Here is a 22,935-nt window from a genome sequence, read left to right as displayed (position 1 = left end):
TTTTAGTTTTATAACCTCTGTCTTAATTGGCAGGGGTTATTTTTTTCTATCTTTGCAGCAACATGAGTGATAACAGGTACAACCAGCGCGGCGTTTCTGCCTCGAAAGAAGATGTGCACCAAGCCATCAAAAATATAGATAAGGGCATTTTTCCACAGGCCTTTTGTAAGATCATCCCGGATATCCTGGGTAATGACGAAGCGTTTTGCAACATCATGCATGCCGATGGCGCAGGGACTAAATCTTCGCTGGCCTATGTTTACTGGAAAGAAACCGGAGATATTTCTGTATGGAAAGGTATTGCCCAGGATGCCATCATCATGAATATTGATGACCTGATCTGTGTGGGTGCTACTGATCATATTTTGCTGTCTTCTACCATTGGTCGCAACAAGAACTTAATCCCCGGAGAAGTAATTGCAGCCATTATCAATGGAACTGAAGAAATTCTTGCTGAACTTCGTGATCAGGGTATATCCATTTATTCCACCGGAGGTGAGACTGCAGATGTGGGCGATCTGGTAAGGACGATTATTGTGGATTCTACAGTGACCTGCCGCATAGAAAGAGATAAAATTATCAGCAATGACAAGATCCAGGCGGGTGATGTTATTGTAGGCTTATCTTCTTCAGGTCAGGCCAGTTATGAATCGGAATACAATGGCGGTATGGGCTCGAACGGCTTAACTTCAGCCCGTCACGATTTGTTTGATAAATCTGTAGCCAATGCCTATCCTGAGAGTTTTGACCCTGCAGTTCCGTTTGATCTGGTCTTTTCTGGCGGCAAGAAATTAACAGATCTGGTACAAATTGATGCGGATCATGCGGTCACAGCTGGTAAACTCGTACTCTCTCCCACCCGTACTTATGCACCGGTGATTAAGAAAGTATTGGAAGGTTTCCGCTCAAAAATTCATGGTATTGTACACTGCAGCGGTGGCGCACAAACTAAAGTGCTTCATTTTGTAAATGACAATGTTCACATCATTAAAGACAACCTGTTCCCTGTTCCACCATTGTTTCAATTGATCCAGGAGCAATCTGGTACGGACTGGAAAGAAATGTACAAGGTATTTAACATGGGACACCGGATGGAGTTGTATGTTCCTGCGGAAATTGCTGCAGAGATCATTGCCATTTCTAAAAGCTTTAATATCGATGCACAGATTATCGGCCGCGTTGAAGCCTCGGAACGTAAACAAGTAACAATTCATAGCGACAAAGGGGAATTTGTGTATAACTAATACCTCCATTTCTACTGAATAAATGATACAGAAAAAGAGCTGTGATACTTAGGTATCACAGCTCTTTTTTTACAGGACATATGCTATCTTTACGGTAACCATTTCCGAAAAAAAGAACATGACGGCTTTTGTCACCTTTATCACTGTAACGCTTCTTGTTGCCATAATTTCCTGGTTTAAAACCCGGAAGCATAAGATAACAACATCCGCAGGTCTCTTTTTAGCCAACCGTAATCTGAGTTTCACGGCAGTGGGCTGCGCGTTGTTTTTCACGAATATCAGTGCGGCCGAGTTTGTTGGTAACAGTGAATCGGTTTACCTGAACAATATGACCGTAATGGCATGGGGCGTCAGTTCCGTATTCGCTATGCTCATTGTTTCTGAATTTATCATTCCCATTTACCTGAAAGGCGCCATGTCTACCACGCCGGACTTTCTGGAAAGCAGGTACGATCCACAGACCAAGAAACTGGTTTCCTACCTTTTCCTGATTGGCTATATGGTTAACCTTTTACCTATTGTGTTGTATACCGGCGCGGTGGCCTTAAATGGTCTGTTTCATTTTTCAGATATCTGGCACATCAGTCATGGCAATAGCATCTGGATCCTGGTTTGGTGTATTGGCCTGATCGGAAGTTTGTATTCCATACTTGGCGGATTAAAAGCGATTGTCATCTCAGATCTTGTCCTGGGCATTTGTATGTTTACAGGAGCACTGTTACTCGCTTATTTTGGATTAAGCCATGTTGGAAATGGCAATTTTCAGCAGGGTTTACACACCATTCTGACTTCCAAAACAGCACACCTCAACTCCATCGGAACAGCATCGGATGCTGTTCCATTTTCGACCATTTTTACAGGGATGATCTTAATGAATCTTTTTTATTGGGGTACAGAACAGGTGATTGTACAGCAGGCACTGGCATCTTCTGATCTTGCCACCAGTCAGAAAGGCATTGCACTTGCCTGTGCAGGCAAACTGCTCGGCCCTTTACTTTTCATATTGCCTGGAATCATTGCTGTACACCTGTATAACCATATGGAAAATACCACAGAAGTATTTTCAAGGGTAGTGGCCGATGTATCTCCCCCGGTATTGAGCGGCTTTATTGCCGCGATTATTTTCGGCGCGGCAATCACCTCATTCTCACCCGGATTGAATAGCGCGAGTACTTTATTTGTCTTAAATATTTACAAACCTTTTAAAGAAAAAAAAGGAGTTCGGCTGACCGAAAAAGATTTACTCAGAAGCTCCAAACGGTTTGAAATGTTTGCCTCTCTGCTGGCCATGTTCATAGCGCCGCTGTTTATTTTTTCGACGGACAGCTTTTATACTTTTATGCAGAAAATCAATGCAGCATTCAGTATTCCAATCTTTACCATCATGTTTATTGGCTTTGTAACTAAGAAAGTCCCGCCCATTGCTGCAAAAGCAGGTCTCGTATTTTGTTTCATTGGCTATGTACTCACACAAATGGTATTTGATACCGGCATCCATTTTCTGCATGTACTGGCTATCCTGTTCGTGGTTACTTCGGCGCTGATGTTAATTGTCGGGCGCTTGTATCCGATGGAAAAAGCCTATGTAGCTCAGAATAAATCTGTAGTTGACCTGAAACCCTGGAAAAACAGACATTGGGTAAATGGCCTGCTGTTGATTGTCATGATCCTTTTGTTCCTGCTGTTTTCTCCGCTTTATTTTTCATAAAAGGAGAAAACAGCAGGCTCATGCAATCCTCAATTGGCTTTACTTAAACGGAATAATTTGGTTTCATGGGCATTTATACTACCCTTCCATTTCTTATCCTTTCCAACCAGCTTATGTTGCCATAAATCTCTGATCTGGTATTTACCATTCAATCCGAGGCTGGCAAAATCACAAACCGTAATTTGACTGGTATTAGTCCGGTTCAATATCGCCAGCGCATAATCTCCATTTTCCAGAGGTTTTAGCAAAATTGTCCAGTTTCCATTGTTCATTTTACGAATGGCCTGCTGGCCTAAAACATCCTGATTAACTGCAATAACCTCTTTGTTTAACAAAATACGTTTAGCGTCTTCACTCATATCCCGCAGGTCGTTGGTAGCAGCCAACGGAGCGGCCAGGATACTCCATAAACTCATCTGGCTTTGGTATTCTGTATTTGTACATCCCGTACCCCCGAGATCACCCGAAGGCCCCTTTTTACCATTCAGACCGACGACCAGCATGTCCATGTCATTCCAATGCCCTGGCCCGGCATATTGATGAAGGGAGGCGTTGAGGTCCAGGATATCCAATATGCCTTCGCCACCTTCTTCAGCGTTCCTTCTTTTCCATTTGTCACGCACATCATTGGTGGTACGCCACAATTGACCTCCGGCCTGAGCAGCCCATAACCAGGGTTTGCGTCCACCCCATTCACATATACCAAAAACAATGTCCCTACCGCTATTTCTTAAAGCCTGGCCCATTGTTTTATACCGGACCCCGGCAGTTTCCACATCATCGGGAGCATTACAATAATCATACTTCAGGTAATCTACGCCCCAGGAAGCAAAGACTTTTGCATCCTGTTCTTCAAAGCCCAGGCTTGCGGTATATCCCGCGCAGGTTAGCAATGCTGCATCAGAATATATGCCGAGTTTTAAGCCTTTACTATGCACGTAGTCGGCCAGCGCTTTCATGCCAGAGGGAAATTTCTTTGGATCAGCGATGATATTGTTTCTATTGTCTCTTCCGCCCTGCCAGCCATCATCAATAAAAACATAATTGTAACCCGCCTCAAGCATTCCGGTGCTTACGATCGCATCGGCCATTTCCATGATGTCTTTCTCATTGATTTGATCTGCAAAATAGTTCCAGGTCATCCAGCCCATAGGTGGCTTCGGCGCTAAGATAGTTCCATCCTTAGCTTTGATCTGGGCATAAGCCGCGGCGTTAAAAAGACAGCACAGGATTAAAATATAGATTGATCTGACTTTCATTTAATGTGTTATTTACGGCCAACAGTACTGTCTTCCCATTCATCCGTACGGAAGGGAGCAGCAGGTAAGCCGGACGCATTGGTCAGGTTACAAACCGGATTATTTGCCCAGGCGTATCTTACCGCAACCGGATTGGCTACTTCAGGACTGCTGACCAGCACTTGATTTCCTTTGATTTCGGCTTTGGCCCAGTGAAATTTCTGATCTGCACCGGCAATTGCAAAACCCTTTAATTCCTTTCCGTCACTGGTTTTTAAGCCTTGAGCGACAGCAAAGCTCAACTCGGTGACATTGCCCACCGTTTGAGCAGATTGATAAACAGGGCCAGTATAAGGGCTTTTAAAGCCATAAGTTTTAGCAAGAGCAATTAGCGCCAGTCTTTTACCCACATCCTGTTTGTTTTTTGGATGAATGTCATTGGCATCCCCGATATCAATCGTCACCGCCATACCTGTATTTGGAAGCGAAAGCGCAGCTCTTTGTGCGTCCCTCAACTCGGCCCATGCAGAGGCTACAGGCTCTGGCTCAGTTTTCATAAAATTGGCAAGTTGGACAAAGTAAAAAGGAAAATCACCTTGCCCCCATTGCTTTCTCCAATCTGTGATCATGGCAGGAAAAAGTGTACGATATTGATGGGCCCGATCTGCATTCGCTTCCCCCTGATACCAGATTACGCCTTTGATCGCATAAGGTAAAAATGGATGGATCATGGCATTAAACAGCACAGTTGGACGATTTGGGCCTTTTTGAGTGGCTGGTGTGGCTGCGATCGTTTTAAGATCGAGTCCGATGTGATATTTCCAGGTTCCACTTAATGGGATTTTCTCACCCAGTGGATTGACTAAATAAAGCTGTTCCTGGTTTCCATATAGCCCGCCGCCACCGCCTGTATCAAATACGCTAATGGTAATGGTATTTTCACCGGCTTTAACCAGGTTTCCTGCAATCTGGTATTTTCTGGGTTGATCATACCCCTGTGTTTCGCCTATTTGCTGGCCATTAAACCAGGTTATTTCGTTGTCATCAATAGGCCCCAGATTGAGCACTAAGGGTTTACCGGCTAAATGTTCAGGGACATTGATTTTTTTATGAAGCCAGATTACGCCATCAAAATTAGCCAGCTGTCCATCCCATAATCCAGGTACAACCATATCTTTCCAGCCAGAAACATCCTGACCATTGGCAGTCCACAGTGGCTTACCCTCCTTGTATCCCTGGTCACTACTCCTTACCAGGTCATTCCAGCCCTGGAGTTTTTTCAAGTATTCAGTTTCAGATTCATTGGCAGTCTCTTCGATTTCTTTTACTGCAGCCGAAAAATCAGACATGCTGCTGAGTGTACGGCCACTTGTCCAGGCTTCAGCAATGGTACCTCCCCAGGAAGTATGGATCAGTCCGATAGGAATTTTCGTTTTTTGGTAGATTTCCCTGGCGAAGAAATAGGCAACAGAAGAAAAGCCCTCAACAAACTGAGGAATACATGGTTTCCAGCCATTATTTGTGACTTTAACGTCTTCCAAAGCGGAATTGCTGGTGACGTGTTCAACTTGTAAAAGACTAATTTGCGGATATTTTGCGTCAGCAACCTCTTTTTCATAATTGTTGATCTTACCCCATCCAGCCAAAGGCATTTCCATATTAGACTGCCCTGAGCAAACCCATACTTCGCCAATCATCACGTTCATCAGGACGAGCGGCTCACCGTCAGAAATTGTCATGGCATAGGGCCCGCCGTATTTTGGTGTGGCAATACTCATTTTCCAGTTGCCATTCCCATCGGCCTTTGAAGTATAACGGGCACGGCTCCAGGTACTACTGATTGTGATGGTTTTACCGGCTTCCGCTTTTCCCCACACCGCTGCCCTGGTGTTCTGTTGTAACACCATAAAATTGCTAAAAACAGCAGGTAGTTTTACTTTAGCCTGCAGCGAAGTGCTAATTCCGAGCAGGCAAACAAGCGATGCAAAACTTAATATCTTAACATTCTTTTTCATTTGCGTTGGTTTAAATTTGAGACAATTTAACTATTTCAACTCTTCAATTTTTAGAATCACACTCGTTCTTGTCAAATTCAATTCGGGATTAAAACCAACTTTCATCAGAAAATCGCCAGAGTAAACCTGATCTGCAGGGATGGTGGATTTGGTTTCCGGATACAGGTTAATTTCACGGATCCGATATTTTTTTACTGGATCCAAGCCTTTTAACAAAATCGGAGCACTGCTCCCCGCACCATATCTATTGTTGGCAAGGTAATTAAAAATTACGCCCTCAGACTTACCTTCATTCAGATACAACATCGAAGCAATACCTGTTTCCCTGGGGTTGGCGAGACGATACTGATCTCCCTGCCAGATGATTGATTTTAATGCATCATAATTTTTAATGGCATCCTTGCAATACTGAAGATCTTTTTCATTCAGATGACTGACTACAATATCAAATCCCAGCTTACCCATCATGGCTACATCTGTACGGAATTTAATTGGCTGTTTACCCCAATCCGTAACGTGGTTTGAACTTGCAATGGCGGGATAGAAATAGGAATACTCCCATTGCATGAAGATGCGTTCCAAAGGATCGGTATTGTCACTTGGCCAAAACTCGGTAAAATATTGCAGGGCAGCATAATCTACGCGACCGCCACCACCAGAGCATAGCATCATAGGCACTTTAGGATATTTCGCCCTGATGCGCTCCAATACTTTATACAATCCCCTTACATATTCAATATAAAAATGTGACTGGTTTTTAAGTGTTGCAGAATGTGCATTGTAAATTACAGCATTACAATCCCATTTGATGTAAGCAAGTTCAGGGTTTTTGGTAAAAAGACCATCAACCACGCCATATACAAAGTCCTGCACCTTTGGATTGGTTAAATCCAATACCAATTGGTTTCTGAAATAGTGTTCCGCTCTTTTAGGTTGTTTGATGATCCAGTCGGGATGTTGCTCATACAACTGGCTTTTTGGATTAACCATTTCAGGCTCTATCCAGATTCCAAATTTCACCTGGTTATTTTTAGCTTCCTTAACCAAGGATGAGATCCCATTCGGCAGTTTTTCTTTATTTTCTTCCCAATCTCCAAGTCCTGCGACATCGCCATTACGCGGATATTTATTGGCAAACCAGCCATCATCTAACAAAAACAGATCCACGCCCAGTTTTTTAGTGTCCTTTAAAAGATCAGCAAGTTTTTGCTCGTTGAAATCAAAATAGGTAGCCTCCCAATTGTTCAGCAAGGTTAACCGATTTCCTTCTCCATCCAATAATTTATATTTTCTTGCCCAATTGTGTAAATTTCTGCTGGCCGCGCCTTTTCCTTCAGCGGATAATGTAGTGAGGAATACAGGGGTCACAAATGCTTCATTGGGCTTTAAAGTATATGGGGAAGCATAGTTATTGATGCCTGAAATGATCCGCAGGTTATCCTGGTAATCTACTTCAAGATCTGTACGGAAATTACCGCTATATTCAAGCAGACCAAACAACACCTGCCCTTCATTTTCCGTTGCCGGTTTATCGATAGAGACCATAAAAACAGGTGGTTGGAACAGATTTGCCCTGGTACCAAGTTTAGAATCCAAGGTTTTAATTCCATGAGTCAGCTTCGACTCTTCAGGTTGCATTTCCTTCGCCCAGTCGCCATGGTACTGGTTTAAAAAATATCCAGAGCCCTTGATATGGAGGTTTGCCGAAGCATATTTATGAAGGATGACGTTTCCCTTTTCATTGTGTTTGATCGAGGCCCATTGCTCAATTACGTCTTCCTTGTAAAAAACTTTATAGTATAGCGTAACCTGGAAATCGTACACCGGATCTTGTAGCACAATGCTCCATAAAGCAATATTTTCATTAACCTGGGTACGCTGGTGGCTTAGATATTTTAGATCCAGTGAGTTATTGCCATCTGCATGGGTTACCGAAATTGCCGGTTCGACCAAATTTCGGGAGCCTGATGCGGTATAAGCTGCATTCAGTACCCGGGTATAATCTTCAGTCTGTTTATAAGTACCAGGTACCTGTTCGTATTCGGTTTTGTCGGTTAGCTTTTTGCCAAAATAAATTGTTCCAAGATCTTTATTTGCCTCTGATTTCAGTACCAGTGCATTGCTCCGGGTTTCTATAGCAATGATCGTCTGTGCCTGTAAACCTGTAACAAAAAACGTAAATAAAACGGGGACCAGATAAAAAGAGAAAAGTTTGGGCTTCAATGTGATTTTTAACATAATATAAGGTGACTAGATGTGTATAATTGTTATGGTGTGATTTTAACTAGCAGTGCATTTCCAGGTGCGACAACGAAATTGTTCTGATCGGGGATGGCCATACTTTTATTGCTGAAAACATCGGTTATTTTACAACCATTAAAAGATTTCAAACCTAATGAAGCGGCCGTTACCTGGTAAGTTTTTTCTTCCTGTCCGTAGTTAAATAATGCCAGGTAACTAAAGCCCTTGCCTAGTTTAGTAAACATTTCTGAAACTTCTTTATCCTGATCAAGCGGTCTGAAAGCCTTACCGTCTTTGATTACCTCCAACAATTGCTGGTTTCCAAACAGGATTTTAGCACGGTCAGTCCACTGGCCTTTTGCAGAAAAATCATCCCCGACAGTGATTGTTCCAGTGACGATTGCAGAAAGCGTGCGAATCTTATTGACACCCAGGTTTTCAGTGCCCAATACCACATGATCTGCATCAATATAATCATACAGGTAGGTTTGCCACCAGCCATAGGTTACGCTATTTAAGGTGTATTTCGCATCATCTATAGATTTAAATGCATCGCAGGCAATCCTCCTGGTATGAATGTATCTGCCAGAGGCCATGGTTGGAGAAATTGCGGCATATACCAGCATTTTACCATCCAGTTGTTTCAGGAGAAAAGACATGCCCTGTTCATAGGCCTGCATGCCTGTACTCACTTTAGGATCGTAAAAATGATCTGATTCTACTGAAGCATGCCCGAGGAAATCAATTTTGATCATTTCAAATCCGCATTCCTTAAGTTTACCGATTACCAAGGCAATCCTTTGCTGTGTACCCGGATGTGTAGGATCCAGTGCCCGCGCACCATCTATGTCATTGTATCCCTTGCCTACTTTTGTCCATAGCTCTCCAAAGGTGTAATTCCCGCCCTCTGCCCTTCTTGACGGTCCTGAACCAAAACCCCAGTCGGTAAATGGTGCCCAATAAATACCAGGCTTCATTCCGCGTTTTTTAACATAACCTGCAAATTCCTTTAATTTGGAGTAGTCTCCTTCCAATCCACCTTTGAGCATATTGTCCCAATAAGAATCCAGGTCAATAAATAAAGTACCTTCACTTCTAAAAGTTTTAAGGCTATCGGCAAAGAAATCGGTTACACTGATGATCTTATCATAAGAGATTTTTTCCTGCATGACTCCCCAGCTGTTCCAGGTCATTGGCGTAGCGTCTTTCCAGGGGAAAACAATTGGTGTTTCTACAAGTCTGTTTGCTTTGGCATATAGTTCCATACCTAACCTCCAGTCCTTAAACAAACCATAAAAAATCATTGGTGATTTGATCACATTGCCGGTCAGAGCACCATGCGGGAGGTCATCCCTTGTGATGCTCTTTTCAGTAAAGCCCGCCTTGACACTGATGCTTACCTGCCCGGGAACATCCAAACCTGTCATTACCCCGGTTTTCCAGTTGCGGTGATTTAAGGAACCGGAAACCAATCCTTTGGCAGACAAGGTATGGTAAACCACGCCAACTTCGGCACTGGTCTGACCTTCATTTTTGCGCAACTGCCTGGCGTTATATCGGATAAAAGTGTCGTTATCGAAAGGGACAAACACACTTCTGATTTCATTTTCATTTCCAAATAGCGGAAATGCCCCCTGCAGGGGAATCATTTCATTACTACTTAAACCTACACCTGAGATTTCGATTTCACATAGAAAATAAGGCAATGCCTCATAGGTATAAAACACCTGTTTCATTGTGGGCATTCCGGCTCCCGTCAGCTCAATTACATGCTTCAATCCTTTACCCAAGGCATCTGACAGGTATTGGCTAGAATATTTACGGTTCGTATAGTCTTTTGAATTGTAGACATGATCTTTTTCTTTAAAGGAAGAAAAGCCATTTTTGAGGAATGCTTCTGTGTCCTGAAAAACATTAAATGTACCCGATTTCAGGTTGTAGTCTATTCTTCCCGATTTACCAAATTTAAAGGTCACCGCCCCAGCATGGTTCAACAGGAAAATCAGGAAGAACAAGCAGAGAAATACTTTGTTTTTAATCATGTTATTTATCATTTGTGTGTGTGTGTGTCGAAACTTGAATTTGATTAACTACGCTGCGCCACAATTTCCCTAAGCACCCCGTTCACCTTGACCTTTACCTTTTTTGCTACCGGTGATGTAATGCGATAACTGACAACCTTACCCGCTTTCCAGGTCATATCTACAGTAAAATTACCTCTTGCCTTCAGGCCTTTTACATTTCCAGTACTTTTCCATGCATCGGGTAAGGCAGGCAACAACTCGATAAAACCATCATGGCTTTGCAAAAGCATTTCAGCAATACCCGCAGTTGCGCCAAAATTGCCGTCAATTTGAAAAGGCGGACCGGCAGACAGCATATTGGGATATACCCCGCCGCCTGCGCCATAATTAATGTCCGTCCTCAACGTTGGTTTTAAGATTTCCTTCAGCAATTTAAAGGCGCGGTTGCCATCCTGTAACCTTGCCCAAAACAACAGTTTATAGGCAATGGTCCAGCTTGGTCCGTCGTCGCCCCTGACTTCCAATGTTTTCTTTGCCGCTTCTGCCAGGTCAGGTGTAGCAAGAGGACTGATTAATGATGCCGGATACAAACCGTACAAATGGGATATGTGCCGGTGTTCAGGATCAGTTTCTTTATAGTCTTCCAGCCATTCCTGGATGCGTCCATCTTTACTGATGACCCCTGCAGGCGGTATTAATTTTAATTTCTCTTGCAATTCATTTCTAAATCCGGCATCAACATTCAGTAGTTTTGATGCGGTAATGACGTTACCGAACAATTCCCGTACAATCTGGTTGTCGATGGTTGGCCCCATAGAAATACTGGCTGTTTTTCCATTAGGAAGATAAAACGTGTTCTCTGGAGAAACCGAAGGTGAAGTGACGAGCCATCCGGACTTTGGATCTTTAATCTGTGCACTTTTATAAAATTCAGCTGAACCTTTCAATATGGGATAAATACTTTTCAGATAGTTTAAGTCCTGGCTAAAGGCATAGTGTTCCCACAAATTGTTACATAACCATCCAGAGCCCGCGTTAGAAGCGCCCCAAGAAGCACTTTCTCCTGGCTCGGTAAATCCCCAGACATTGGTAATCACGTGTGCGATCCAACCATCGGCATTATAATAGGCCTTTGCTGTTCTTTCACCAGGTTTTACCAGGCCCCTGACCAGTTCTGCCAGAGGCAGGTTCAGTTCAGAAAGATTAGCGACTTCAACCGGCCAGTGGTTCATTTGTACATTGACATCGAGGTGATAATCTCCATTCCATGCCGTATTGATTTCTTTGGCCCATAAGCCCTGCAGGTTTGGCGGTAACAAGCCTACCCGGGTACTGCTGATGGTCAGGTACCGGCCAAACTGAAAAAACAGTGGTACAAGCGAAGGGTCATGTTCAAAGTTCTTATAAAAATCATTTAACCTGATATTTGTGGGCAGATTTGAAGCACTGCCAGTCCCCATATCCATGCTGACGCGTTTGAACAACTGCGCATAGTTTGCCATGTGCCTGCTTTTCTGTAGGGCGTAAGATTTTTTAAGCGCTACAGCAAGCACTTTCTTTGTATTTTCCTTAAACGGATTATTTTTAAAATCTGTTGCCGCAGCAATATAAATAGTCACTTCAGTGGCATTTTTAATCACCAATGCATTACTTTCAGCAGTCAATATTCCACCTTTTAGTTGTGCATTAACCCTGGCCAGGTACTGCATTCCTTTACCATCAGTACCATTATCCAGCTGTCCAAACATTTGCAATTCCTTCCCCTCCGTCTTTACCCTAAATCTTTCAGGTCTGTTGAGCATAATTTTAAAATTCAACTGACCAGGCCGATCAGCAGTCAGGCGGATCACGTTTACATCGTCGTCGAAACTGCTCAGGTACTCCCTTTTATAAGTCACACCATTTATCTGGAAACTGCAACTGGCCACAGCCTGATCCAATGACAATTCCCGATGGTACTGTTTGGCTACAGGTGCTTTGGAACCGATGCCCTGATAGTTAAACTCCAGTTCTAAAGCACCAAGGGTTTGATATTTCCCCCATTGTGCACCGCCGGAACCAGGTCCTTTACACACAAAATCTTTATTTACCAGATCCTGGGCCTCATCATTTTTTCCATCTAAAATAAGTTGCCGTATTTGAGGTAAACTTTTATAGGCTTCATAATTATTGGCATCCTGCGGACCGCCAGACCACAAGGTGATGTCGTTCAATACTATTTTTTCTTTTGACACTCCGCCGTCAGGAGTCATACCCAATCGTCCGTTTCCTAGAGGAAGTGTTTCCTCCCATATTTTTGCCGGTTCCTTATACCATAGCCTCAGTGGCTGTTGCGCCAAAATAGTTGTTGCACAACAGGTCAATATCAGGATGAAAACATTTCTCAACATCACTATACTTTCTTTACTTTAACCGTTTTAAAAATTCCGTTTAGTTTTATTTTTATGGTTGAGGCTCTTGGTCCAGTTAAACTGTAACTGATTACTTTCCCATGTACCCACTTAAAACCTACAGTAACGTTACCTCTGACTTTTAAGCCTTTAACTTCACCTGAACTTTTCCATTGATCAGGAATGGCCGGTAAAAAATCGATGAAACCTTCCTGGCTTTGCAATAGCATTTCTGCCACACCTGCCGTATATCCAAAATTTCCATCAATCTGAAAAGGTGGATGTGCACAAAGCAAGTTGGCATAAATACCACCGCCCTGGTTATAATCTATGCCTTCACCACCAACCAGCGTAATGAAGTTTTTTAAAATTGTATAGGCGTGGTTTCCATGATGTAACCTGGCCCAAAAATTCATTTTCCAGGCCATAGACCAACCAGTAGATTCATCGCCCCTGGCGGCCAGACTCACTTCAGCCGCTCGCGCCAGTTCTGGTGTTTTAGTTACGCTAATTTGCCTGCCCGGATGCAGTGCAAATAGATGTGAGGCGTGCCGATGTTTATCATTCGGATCATCTTTATCCGTTTCCCACTCCTGTAATTGCCCCCATTTACCAATTTTAGGCTTTAAAAGTCCGTCTCTAAGCTTCGCGATGTGACTGCGATAGTCTGCATCTATTTTTAAGGAGTCTGCGGCCTCCATATAATTGGTGAAAAGATCATATACAATTTGCTGATCATAACTTACACCGTCCTCTGTAGGGCCATGTTCTGGGGACCAGCCATTGGGTGCTACAATGGTGCCATCAGGTCTGCGTTTCAAATGATCATCCCAAAACTCAGAAATCTCTTTTAAAATGGGATAAGCGAATGTTTTCAGATAGATTTTATCCTGATTAAAAGCATAATGATCCCACAATGCCTGAGCGTACCAGGCGCTTCCAGGGGTATTCCATAAAAAGCTTTCGCCACCAAAAATATTGTTTTCTGTTTTTACAGTCCAACCACGAACACCAGGATATTGCTTTTGTGTGTTTTTCTTTTTAACCTCCCTCATGCTGTTGATGTAATCTACATACGGAACATTACTTTCGGCTAAATTTGTTGGTTCGGCTGGCCAGTAGTTCATCTGGATATTGATGTTTGAGTGGTAATCTGAACGCCAGGGCGGATTGTTGCTGTTGTTCCACAGACCTTGCAAATTGGCTGGTAAACCACCTTTCCTGGAGGAACTGATCAGCAAATACCGGCCATATTGAAACAAGAGGGTTTCTAAGTCGGGGTTTGTATTTTTCTTGTAATTCACAATTTGCTGAACCGTAGGGACCTGATCATTCATCTGATTATCCCCAATTTGTATGGCAACCCGGTTAAAAAGATTTTGATAATCCCTTACGTGGTTATTCTTCAAGTCCTCATATTTTTTAGCTACCGCATTTCTTAAATTTATAGCTACAATTTCCTGTGGATTTTTGCCCTTCCAATGTTTAGCGCTTTGATTCAGATAGTCAGTTGCGGCCGACAGGAATAAGGTAAATGTATTGGCACCTTCCAAATGGATTTGGCTGTTACCTTCAGCATCTTTATCTACAGATAAAGTACCGCCATCGTGTTTAATCGTTAAAGCCGCAGCATATTTCAATCCGTTATCCAAAGTTCCGCTAAAGGTAAGCTGCTCTTTACCCGCCTGCGTTTTACCGGCATGCGCATCTTTAAGTCTGATGGTTAACGAATAGGATTTTGTTGCTTTCGCTGTATAGTGGCAAACCAAAACCTGATCTGGATTACTGGAAAAATAGGTTCTGTTATAAGATTGGTTATTGTACTGGTAATTGATCTGATGAAGCGCATCATTTAAATTGAGCTCCCGCTTGTACTGAGTTGCTTTACTTTCATCAATGTTTTTGAAGTCCATAAAAATATCTCCAAAAGCCTGGTAGGCACCTGTTTCCTGTTCATCGCCAGTCCACAAACTGCTCTCGTTGAACTGGATGTGTTCTTCGGCTATGCCACCAAAAACCATACCGCCCAATTTGCCATTGCCAATTGGGTAGGCTTGTGTCATCCAGTCTTTTGCCGGTTTATTGTCCCAAACTTTTAAATTCTTGCTGACCTGTGCTTTTGAAAAAGCAGCAGTCAGCAAGAACATCATCCATAAATTCAGTGTTTTCTTTTTAATAATCATTACCAATCTTTAATGGGGTCAGTATTTTATTGCTTATTCCACAATCTGATTTCACTCATGTTACTATAATTTCCATCATTGGTGGTTACATGTTTGATCCGGATTCTGATGTACCGAATGGGTTTGCCGTTGTTGTCAAGCTCAGTAGTGTAAGCATTTTTTCCATCGTCAGTCCGCAATACTTCTTTGAGTAAAGTCCAGCCCTTTGCAATAGACTCATCCTTCCATCCCGAGGCGTTTGAAGGAAGCGTGGTTGCCGCATTTGTAATGTCTGCGATCCCCCATACCTCAAAATTGTCCGGATTATTGCAGCAATCCCTTCCAGTCTCTTCAATACGCGAAAGGTTATCGTATACTTTTCCAAGATCAAATGTCAGTGTGTGCGGCATGCCACCACTTCCGTTACTGTGGAAGATATTTGGATAACCTTGTGGTCCTACACTACCGTCCCACAGCTTACTGATACTCGTGCCGGATTCATAAGTACCCACATCATTTGGCAAATGCACTTCTTTAAACAATGACCTGTCGCACAGCACATAACTGTACACCCTTGGAAAAACAGAGCTGGTAGCTACAGTAAAAACATCCAGTGAATTTCTTTCCGGTACATAAGAAGAAAGGTATTGTATTTCGGTACCCAATTTATAGTTGGGGAGCACAATTGCGTTATTTTGAGGGGCAAGCGTTTGTTGCACTGTATTTCCTGAAGTATTGGTATACTTAATCACGGTACCGATATTTATCGTATCCGGAGTAATGAAATTCAGTGTAACCGATCCATCTGAATTTAAAAGATATGGATCGGCTACATTATATGCCCGGTTTAGCAAAGAATTTTTATAAGTCGGCCCATAGACCTTTATATTATTTACCTGCTTTGGAACAGATTTATTGCCTTTGCTATCGTAAGAATAAATGGTAAATGAATATACAAATTCCTGCAGGTTAGGAATGGTGACAAAAATGCTGTCTGTTTTCCCGGTAATGGCCACTACCTGAGAATCTGTTCTATTGTTCCAGTAAACCACATACTTGACAATACTTGGATCGGAACTCGATTTCCATTTCAACTGTGTCCTCAAATTTCCGGTCCGGGTAAGCACTTCGCCTGCACTACCTGTATAGGTAATTTCATGACCACCAAAAAAGTCCCGGAAATCAGTCTGTTGCTTTTCGCAGCTCGTCACAATAACGATTAGAAAAAGACCTATAAAAATGATAAGATGTTTCATCTTTCTATAATTTGATATGTAGTTCAATTGATATTTTTATTGAGGTGTTCCATAAGGAGTAACTTCCATAAGGTGGGCAGCGGCCTCATTTCCCCATACCGTGGCTACAGCTATTCTTAAATATTTAACTGAAGGGGCGACAAAAGGCACTTTAAAACTTACACCTTTCTTTACAAAGTCCTCATCTGCCGAATTACTTGCACTTGGAAGATTACCTGAAGGTGGGTCGGGGAAACGGAAATTACCTAAATTCACCCAATTTCCAATCACAGTTCCTTCATCTGCTTTCACAGGAAGTTTAATATCTTGTGGATTTGAGGAGTTTGACCCCCACAATGAGAACTCCTTAGGATTCGCAAATTTATACGTGTATCGATCACCAGTCCGTTCAAACACCACAAATCGACTCAATTTATAGGTTCTCCCAATGTTAAAACTGCAAGAATATGGCAGCGTTACACCATAAGCCGTATGCCAGCCGTTTCCATCCAGTTTATTATCCCACAGATAAGGTATGTACCATTCAAAAGCTGTCGGACTGTCAGTATTCAGGTTTAATACACTGAACTTGGTTTTATCCATTGCCTCTTCATATAGTGGAACAATGGGCTTTTGCAGGGTATCCGAAATATTACCCCATCTGTCGGTAATATATACACCAAATCTGCGCTCAACAGAAGCAAAGCCGGTTACTGAATAGTCAATCTTGGCGTTCTTGGTGAAGAATTGATCTTCAATCTCCATCAATTGCGTATTTTTATTGTAGCTCATCACCACAATGCCAATTTGTTTTTTTAAGGGATTCTCCCCGGTGACATTTACGCCACCAAAATCAGCAGATAAATTGATAGAAGGCCTTACTGACAGATAAACAGGCGTTAAAGGATTAACGGTTACCGTTACCGGATCTGACATTATATTTGCTCTGGTCACGGTATACAATGTTACTTCATAAGGCTTTGCTTTTGAAAAGCCCTCCACTACAACAGTATCCTGATAATAAGAAGATTTAGTTTCCCTGGCCACGTTGTCATTAATTTTATACTTTGCTAATACGTATAAAATATTTGGAGAATTGGGAAGATTGTATGTAATGTTAGCTCCACCATTGAAATTATCAATTTTCACATTAGTAATGGGCAACGGCTTAGATTTATCTTCGGAAATAACGGCATTGAAACCATTATTTTTCTTGCAAGCGGTAATGCTGGTCATCAGCATAATCAAACAAGGCAAGATGTATTTTTTTATGTTCATGATCATATGTCTTTATATTGGATTACCAAAAAGGATTTTGAACTAAATTGGGATTTACCGATAAATTATCAGCCTTAATAGGCCACAGATAATCTTTGGTATTAAATATCGGCACGAACAAGTTACGGGCACGATAGTAATTCAGGGCCTGGTCATCAAAAATGCTCCATCCCTGCATGGGTTTGGCCATTACTGTTTGTAATTCTTTCCATCGACGTAAGTCCCATCCTGGCATACATTCAAAAGCAAGTTCAATCCTTCTTTCCTGGTGAATGATTTGGCGAAGTCCCGACTGATTCGCATATTTTGCAGGACTTGTTGACAACTGGGCGGTCCATGCTTCTGTAACCGTTGGAATTTTTGCTCTTTTTCTTACTTCATCAATATAAGGCAATACCTCTGCGTAACCTTTACCTTGTTCATTCAATGCTTCTGCGTACAACAGATAAAGATCTGAAAGACGCATTAGCGGAAAATGGAAGTTTTCATAGGTCAGTCGGTCATTGTAAACGGTCATGTAATTTACCAGTTTTTTAGGCCAGTAACCTGAAATATTAGTGTGACTTTGATCTTTAGGTCCGGCATAACTTGTAGTTCCTCTGGCCTGTACATAATTTGCATTGGCGGGGTCTCCTAACTGTCCGTTTCCGTACCAAACGCCTCCGTCAAACGCAATAGAAGCATAAAATCTTGGCTCGCGTTTAAAATGCGCCTTTACAGTTTCATAACCATTGTGCACATAATACTGATCTTCAGCAGTACCAGTTTTTAAAGTATATCTATTTCTATAATCCCAGGTTTTGTCCTCATCAATTGGAAGTCCGTTATTGGTATAGAACAATTCCTGTTCGGCAATTGGCACGGCAAAAAAGCCCTGAGCACTACCTATGTTTGAGGCGGCAGCAGCTGTTAGGCGTGGTATAAACCGTTCTTGTTTTCCAAAACCAAAATTAGGTGCCATTCCCCAGATCAATTCTGTATTCAGTTCCCATTTTTCAGTAACCGCGGTCTGAATCGTTAACACATTGATCAGCTCCTGCGGAAGATTGGCAGGCATATTAGCGGTAGGTGTAAAGGTGTGTAACTTTAAGCCGGCAGCCAAACAAGCATTCAATGCAGTTGCGCATGCCTCTGCAGCGCGATCCCATTTCTTAGGATCTTTTTCCTGACTAAACAATACCTGTCCGTCTTTATTCTGGAATCCGGAATAATCAGGATTCCCGTTAAATAGTGGACTGGCAGCAGTCACTAAAATCTGAGCTTTTACGGAAAGTGCGATTAAACGGGTTATTCGTCCCAGTTCCTGGGTTTGATTTGAAATTTGATTCGGCAGGTCCGGAGTTGCTTCATCAATTAAGCGTACCATGTAATTCACCACAGAATCCACCGGGTTTCTTTTTACCCGCGTCTCCTCAATCGAACTGTTGATTGGTAAGTTCACATCAGTAACGGGTATCGGGCCATACATGCGGAACAGGTAAAAATGATAGTAAGCCTTTAAAAATTTAGTCTCTGCAATCCATCTTTTCTTTTCCGATTCGCCCAGGTCAATGGGTTTATCGATGTTTTCAAGCATCGTATTACAACGTCTGATGGCTGCAAACATGGCTTGTCCGCCTTCGTTACCATCCCAATAATTCAATCCAGGCGTACCACTGGTTTGCGTACCCCGCATCATGTTAAAGCCAACCGCATTGACACTCTGTGTATCGTCTATTTCTTTCGGACCAGGGAATACGATTTCCCCGGAAGTAGAAAATCCCGCGTCCATCCATGGATCCTGCAACTTCTGTAAAGTAGAATAGCAACCAAACAGATAATTTTCGGCCTCATTGCGGTTCCTGAAAGCATAATCTATGGTACCCACGTTATCTGGTGTAACGTTCAGATACTTTTTACACGATGTTAAGGACAAGGCCAGAACTACTGTGTATAAAAATTTTGAATATAATGACCTCATGTCTTTATTCTTTATATTAACTATAAACTAATATTTACGCCAATGTTATACACCTTTTGCAGGGGATAGGAGAATCCGTTACCACCAATTTCAGGATCCCACATGGTAAAAGGGCTCCAGGTGATCAGGTTAAGTCCGCTAAAATAAACCCTAAGATTTTTAAGTTTAATCTTGTTGGCGAGGCGACGTGGAAGGGTATAGCCTACTTCCAGAGATTTCATTCTCAGAAAACTACCGTCGCGCAACCACCATGAGCTATTTTGACGGTTATTTTCTATCACTGCCCCATTTATGCCAAGCCTTGGATATAAAGCATATAAATTTTGATTGTCCTCCGACCAGTGGTCATCTGCAAATTGTTGGATAACCTGGGTATTTCCTGTCAGCCAGGCATCAGGACTCTTAATAAACGGACTTGTTCTGCCTGGATCAATAACAAAGGACACTCCTGTTTGTCCCTGAAAGAATACGTTAAAATCAAAATTTTTATAGCCTGTAGACAATCCAAATCCATAGACAATTTCAGGTACTGTGGGATTTCCGAACCAGGTTTGGTCTTTTCCATCGATTACGCCGTCCCCATTTAAATCCCGGTATTTAATGTCGCCACCCATTGGCGCAATGCCATTGTTACTAAATATTTGTTTTGGCGAATTTTTAGCTTCATTATCGTCTACAAATAAACGTTCGGCGATGTAGCCAAAATTTCTGTTGAGTGACACCCCATTATGAAGGCGGTATTTCTCATCAAAATCAGGTTCTTCATATTGTGTATATTTATTTTTAGCAAGTGTAAAGTTGGCTATGGAAGATACCCAGAAATCACGGGTAAAATTATGCTTTCCATCGAGAGAGAACTCTATCCCCTGCGATTCAACTTTCCCGATGTTTGCAGATATTTTTGATTCCAGGCCCATTGTACTTGGAATATCTTTTCTTTCCTGTAGAATATCAGATTTATAATTTTTATAAACCTCCGTCGTAAATCTGAAGTTTTTAAGAAGTGTCAGTTCCAGTCCCAAATTGATCTGTCTGGATACTTCCCAGGTTACATCTCTGTTTTCATAATTATTGATACTCACCCCATTGTGCGAATATTCTAAATTAGTCCCAAATGAAGCTGGGTTACCTCCGTTTAAGTTTACATCAGACAGGTAGAAAAATCTCCGGTCGCTGATGGCATCGTTACCAACCAGACCATAACTGGCCCTCAGTTTCATGCGGTCTATTACATTGGCCAGGTTTCCATAAAACTTCTCGCCCGACACGATCCACGAAGCCCCAATAGTTGGAAAAAACCCAAACCTATGGTTTTCAGAAAAACGTTCGGATCCATTGTAACCAAAGTTGGCTTCCAGGAAGTAACGGCTTTTATAGGAGTAGGTAGCACGTCCGGACAAGCCCAGATTTCTAAAAGGCAATGAATTGAATAAAGTTTTTGCATTGGCATTTAACTGCTGTTGCTGTGTTCCAATCAAAGCCGCACTCACGTTATGGTTCTCACCGAGATCGGCTGAATAATCTATCACACCCTGTAGATAAAGGAAAGTATTGAGTGTACTTTCACCGGCATAATAATTTAAATATTCCCTTGCCTGATCCGGTTTATTATTGATCCAGTTTAGGGTGTATTGGTTGGAAGCTTTATCATACGACTGGACATTATAAAAATAAGGTGCGTAAGCCAGTTGCGATTCAAACCTTGCGTATCTGTTTGTACTGAATATGCCTTTAAAATTTAAGCCCTTAGTCAGGAAATCTAATTTCTGATTTAACTCCAGCTGAGCAAGCATTCTGGATTCAGAAAACCTTCTGTTACCTCTAAGCAAGGCAGCATAAGGATTGATATTTTTCACATCAGTTGAAGAACTGGGTGGCGTAGTACCATCGGGCAGTACCGTAGCGCTTGTATTGTTGCCAAAAAGAATGTGCTGTACGCCTGCATTGGCTGCATCCGGCTCATAATATGCTGGAAAATCGACCGGACTGGTATGCGTGGCGATATTGTAAAGATCTGTTGCAAATGAAGGATCATTGGTCATGGGCCCCACATATTCATTAAAATTACCAGACAAACGAACCACCAGTTCCGTCGTATTGGTCAGGTCTATATTAATGTTCGACCGCAACTGGTAATTTTTAAAACTTACGTTGTTATTGTTGTTGTTTCTGATGTCTGTTTTGAGTATACCATTGTCATTTGAATAGGATCCTGCAATATAATAACGGGCAACTCCCCCACCGCCTGAAATATTCAAATTGGCCCTTTCCGTTGTAGTTCGTTTTTTAAACAGCATGTCCATCCAGTTCACTGCAGGATAAACGTATGGATTACTACCCGGTGCGCCGTTCATGGATGCTAACGTATTCATTATTTTATTTGGCGTATACAATGCTCCTGGTGAATTCCTGGTTGTTAGCGCTTCATTATAAAGCTTCATATAGGTAATCGGATCTGCTATTTCCAAAGATTTAATGGCCTCAGAAGCTGAACCTTCCAGTCTGAAATTGATTTGGGCCTTCCCGGGTTTTCCTTCTTTTGTTTTCACCAGGATAACACCATTTCCGCCTCTGGCTCCATAAAGTGCTGTTGCACTTGCATCTTTCAGGATAGAAAAGCTTTCAATATCATCAACCTGCAAACGCGCAAGATCAGAAGAGGTCATTTCCACATTATCAATCAGAATTAGTGGCTCTCTTCTATAACCGAATGTGGTTACGCCCCTGATAAAGAAGTTAGAATTGTCCTGCCCCGGCTGTCCACTTGGCTGAAAAGCGATCACTCCAGAAATTTTACCGGCCATTGCTCCCGTTAAGTTGCTGGCAGGAACCTTTAAATCTCCGGGTCTTATGGTAGATACTGCACCTACAATGGCTTCTTTGCGCTGTTTTTGTCCCATAGCTGTAATCACTACTTCGTCGGCCTGAATGGCACTTTCAAGCAATTTGATATCAATCACATTGGTAGTGAGCGTAACGGTTACCTTTTGTTCGATGTAACCAACATAAGAGAAACGCAGTACAACACCCGGCTCCACGTCAAGCACAAACCTACCATTATTGTCTGTCTGTGTACCCAATTTCGGCCCGCTAGTAGTGGCAACAATCACCCCCGGAAGTGGTAATCCCATAGCATCGGTAACCTTACCTGTAATTGTTTTTTTACCACCAGCTTGAGCTGAAGCATCTGGTGTATTAAATAGCGTTAAAGAGATTATGATTAAACAGCTCAGTGTATGTAGGACACATAACTTTTGAGGTACCCGAAAGCACCTATAAAACCAGTAAAAATGTTTCATCAATTATTAAGTTATTAAAGTAAATGAGTTTTTATCCAGATTAAACCCTAAATGTGATAATTTAAGCAGATGCATCAATTGCATTATCGAATAAATTAATCAGGAAGAATTACACTTGAATAACAGCTGATAATTAGTTTG

General features: G+C 42.2%; 12 protein-coding genes. 2 read left to right on the top strand and 10 right to left on the bottom strand.

Going from position 1 to position 22,935, the window contains the following annotated elements; all coding sequences use genetic code 11:
* Positions 1-62 precede the first annotated feature (62 nt).
* Positions 63-1,244: an AIR synthase-related protein gene (locus tag IM797_RS17410; protein WP_194128433.1), complete on the top strand. Its 1,182-nt coding sequence runs from the start codon at positions 63-65 to the stop codon at positions 1,242-1,244.
* 118 nt (positions 1,245-1,362) lie between these two features.
* Positions 1,363-2,952, top strand: coding sequence for a solute:sodium symporter family transporter (locus IM797_RS17405; protein WP_194128432.1), 1,590 nt, complete (start codon positions 1,363-1,365; stop codon positions 2,950-2,952).
* 29 nt (positions 2,953-2,981) lie between these two features.
* On the opposite strand, the gene IM797_RS17400 is transcribed toward IM797_RS17405, so the two are convergent.
* From IM797_RS17400 to IM797_RS17355, 10 genes are read right to left on the bottom strand one after another with little or no spacing between them, the layout of a single operon-like run.
* Positions 2,982-4,211, bottom strand: coding sequence for a glycoside hydrolase family 27 protein (locus IM797_RS17400; protein ID WP_228098926.1), 1,230 nt, complete (start codon positions 4,209-4,211; stop codon positions 2,982-2,984).
* A gap of 8 nt (positions 4,212-4,219) precedes the next feature.
* Entirely contained in the window at positions 4,220-6,205 is a 1,986-nt protein-coding gene (locus IM797_RS17395; RefSeq protein WP_194128431.1) for a sialate O-acetylesterase, read from the bottom strand.
* A gap of 30 nt (positions 6,206-6,235) precedes the next feature.
* On the bottom strand, positions 6,236-8,443 hold the full coding sequence (locus IM797_RS17390) for an alpha-galactosidase (RefSeq protein WP_194128430.1): 2,208 nt from the start codon (positions 8,441-8,443) through the stop codon (positions 6,236-6,238).
* Between the two features lie 29 nt (positions 8,444-8,472).
* Complete coding sequence (locus tag IM797_RS17385) at positions 8,473-10,488, bottom strand: alpha-galactosidase (RefSeq protein ID WP_194128429.1); 2,016 nt, start codon at positions 10,486-10,488, stop codon at positions 8,473-8,475.
* 44 nt (positions 10,489-10,532) lie between these two features.
* Complete coding sequence (locus tag IM797_RS17380) at positions 10,533-12,860, bottom strand: glycoside hydrolase N-terminal domain-containing protein (RefSeq protein ID WP_194128428.1); 2,328 nt, start codon at positions 12,858-12,860, stop codon at positions 10,533-10,535.
* 2 nt (positions 12,861-12,862) lie between these two features.
* The gene (locus IM797_RS17375) at positions 12,863-15,043 is read right to left on the bottom strand and encodes a glycoside hydrolase N-terminal domain-containing protein (RefSeq protein WP_228098925.1); all 2,181 of its coding nucleotides are present in this window, start codon (positions 15,041-15,043) and stop codon (positions 12,863-12,865) included.
* Between the two features lie 26 nt (positions 15,044-15,069).
* Positions 15,070-16,278 (bottom strand): DUF4998 domain-containing protein, encoded by a 1,209-nt coding sequence (locus tag IM797_RS17370; protein ID WP_194128427.1) that lies wholly within the window; start codon positions 16,276-16,278, stop codon positions 15,070-15,072.
* Positions 16,279-16,314: 36 nt separating this feature from the next.
* Positions 16,315-17,535, bottom strand: coding sequence for a DUF4959 domain-containing protein (locus IM797_RS17365; RefSeq protein ID WP_228098924.1), 1,221 nt, complete (start codon positions 17,533-17,535; stop codon positions 16,315-16,317).
* A gap of 22 nt (positions 17,536-17,557) precedes the next feature.
* The gene (locus IM797_RS17360) at positions 17,558-19,495 is read right to left on the bottom strand and encodes a RagB/SusD family nutrient uptake outer membrane protein (protein WP_194128425.1); all 1,938 of its coding nucleotides are present in this window, start codon (positions 19,493-19,495) and stop codon (positions 17,558-17,560) included.
* A 20-nt stretch (positions 19,496-19,515) separates the two neighbouring features.
* Positions 19,516-22,794: a TonB-dependent receptor gene (locus tag IM797_RS17355; protein WP_194128424.1), complete on the bottom strand. Its 3,279-nt coding sequence runs from the start codon at positions 22,792-22,794 to the stop codon at positions 19,516-19,518.
* Positions 22,795-22,935 lie beyond the last annotated feature (141 nt).

The sequence above is a fragment of the Pedobacter sp. MC2016-24 genome (assembly GCF_015223055.1).
Taxonomy (GTDB): Bacteria; Bacteroidota; Bacteroidia; order Sphingobacteriales; family Sphingobacteriaceae; genus Pedobacter.
This window is presented reverse-complemented; position numbering and strand designations above follow the sequence as displayed.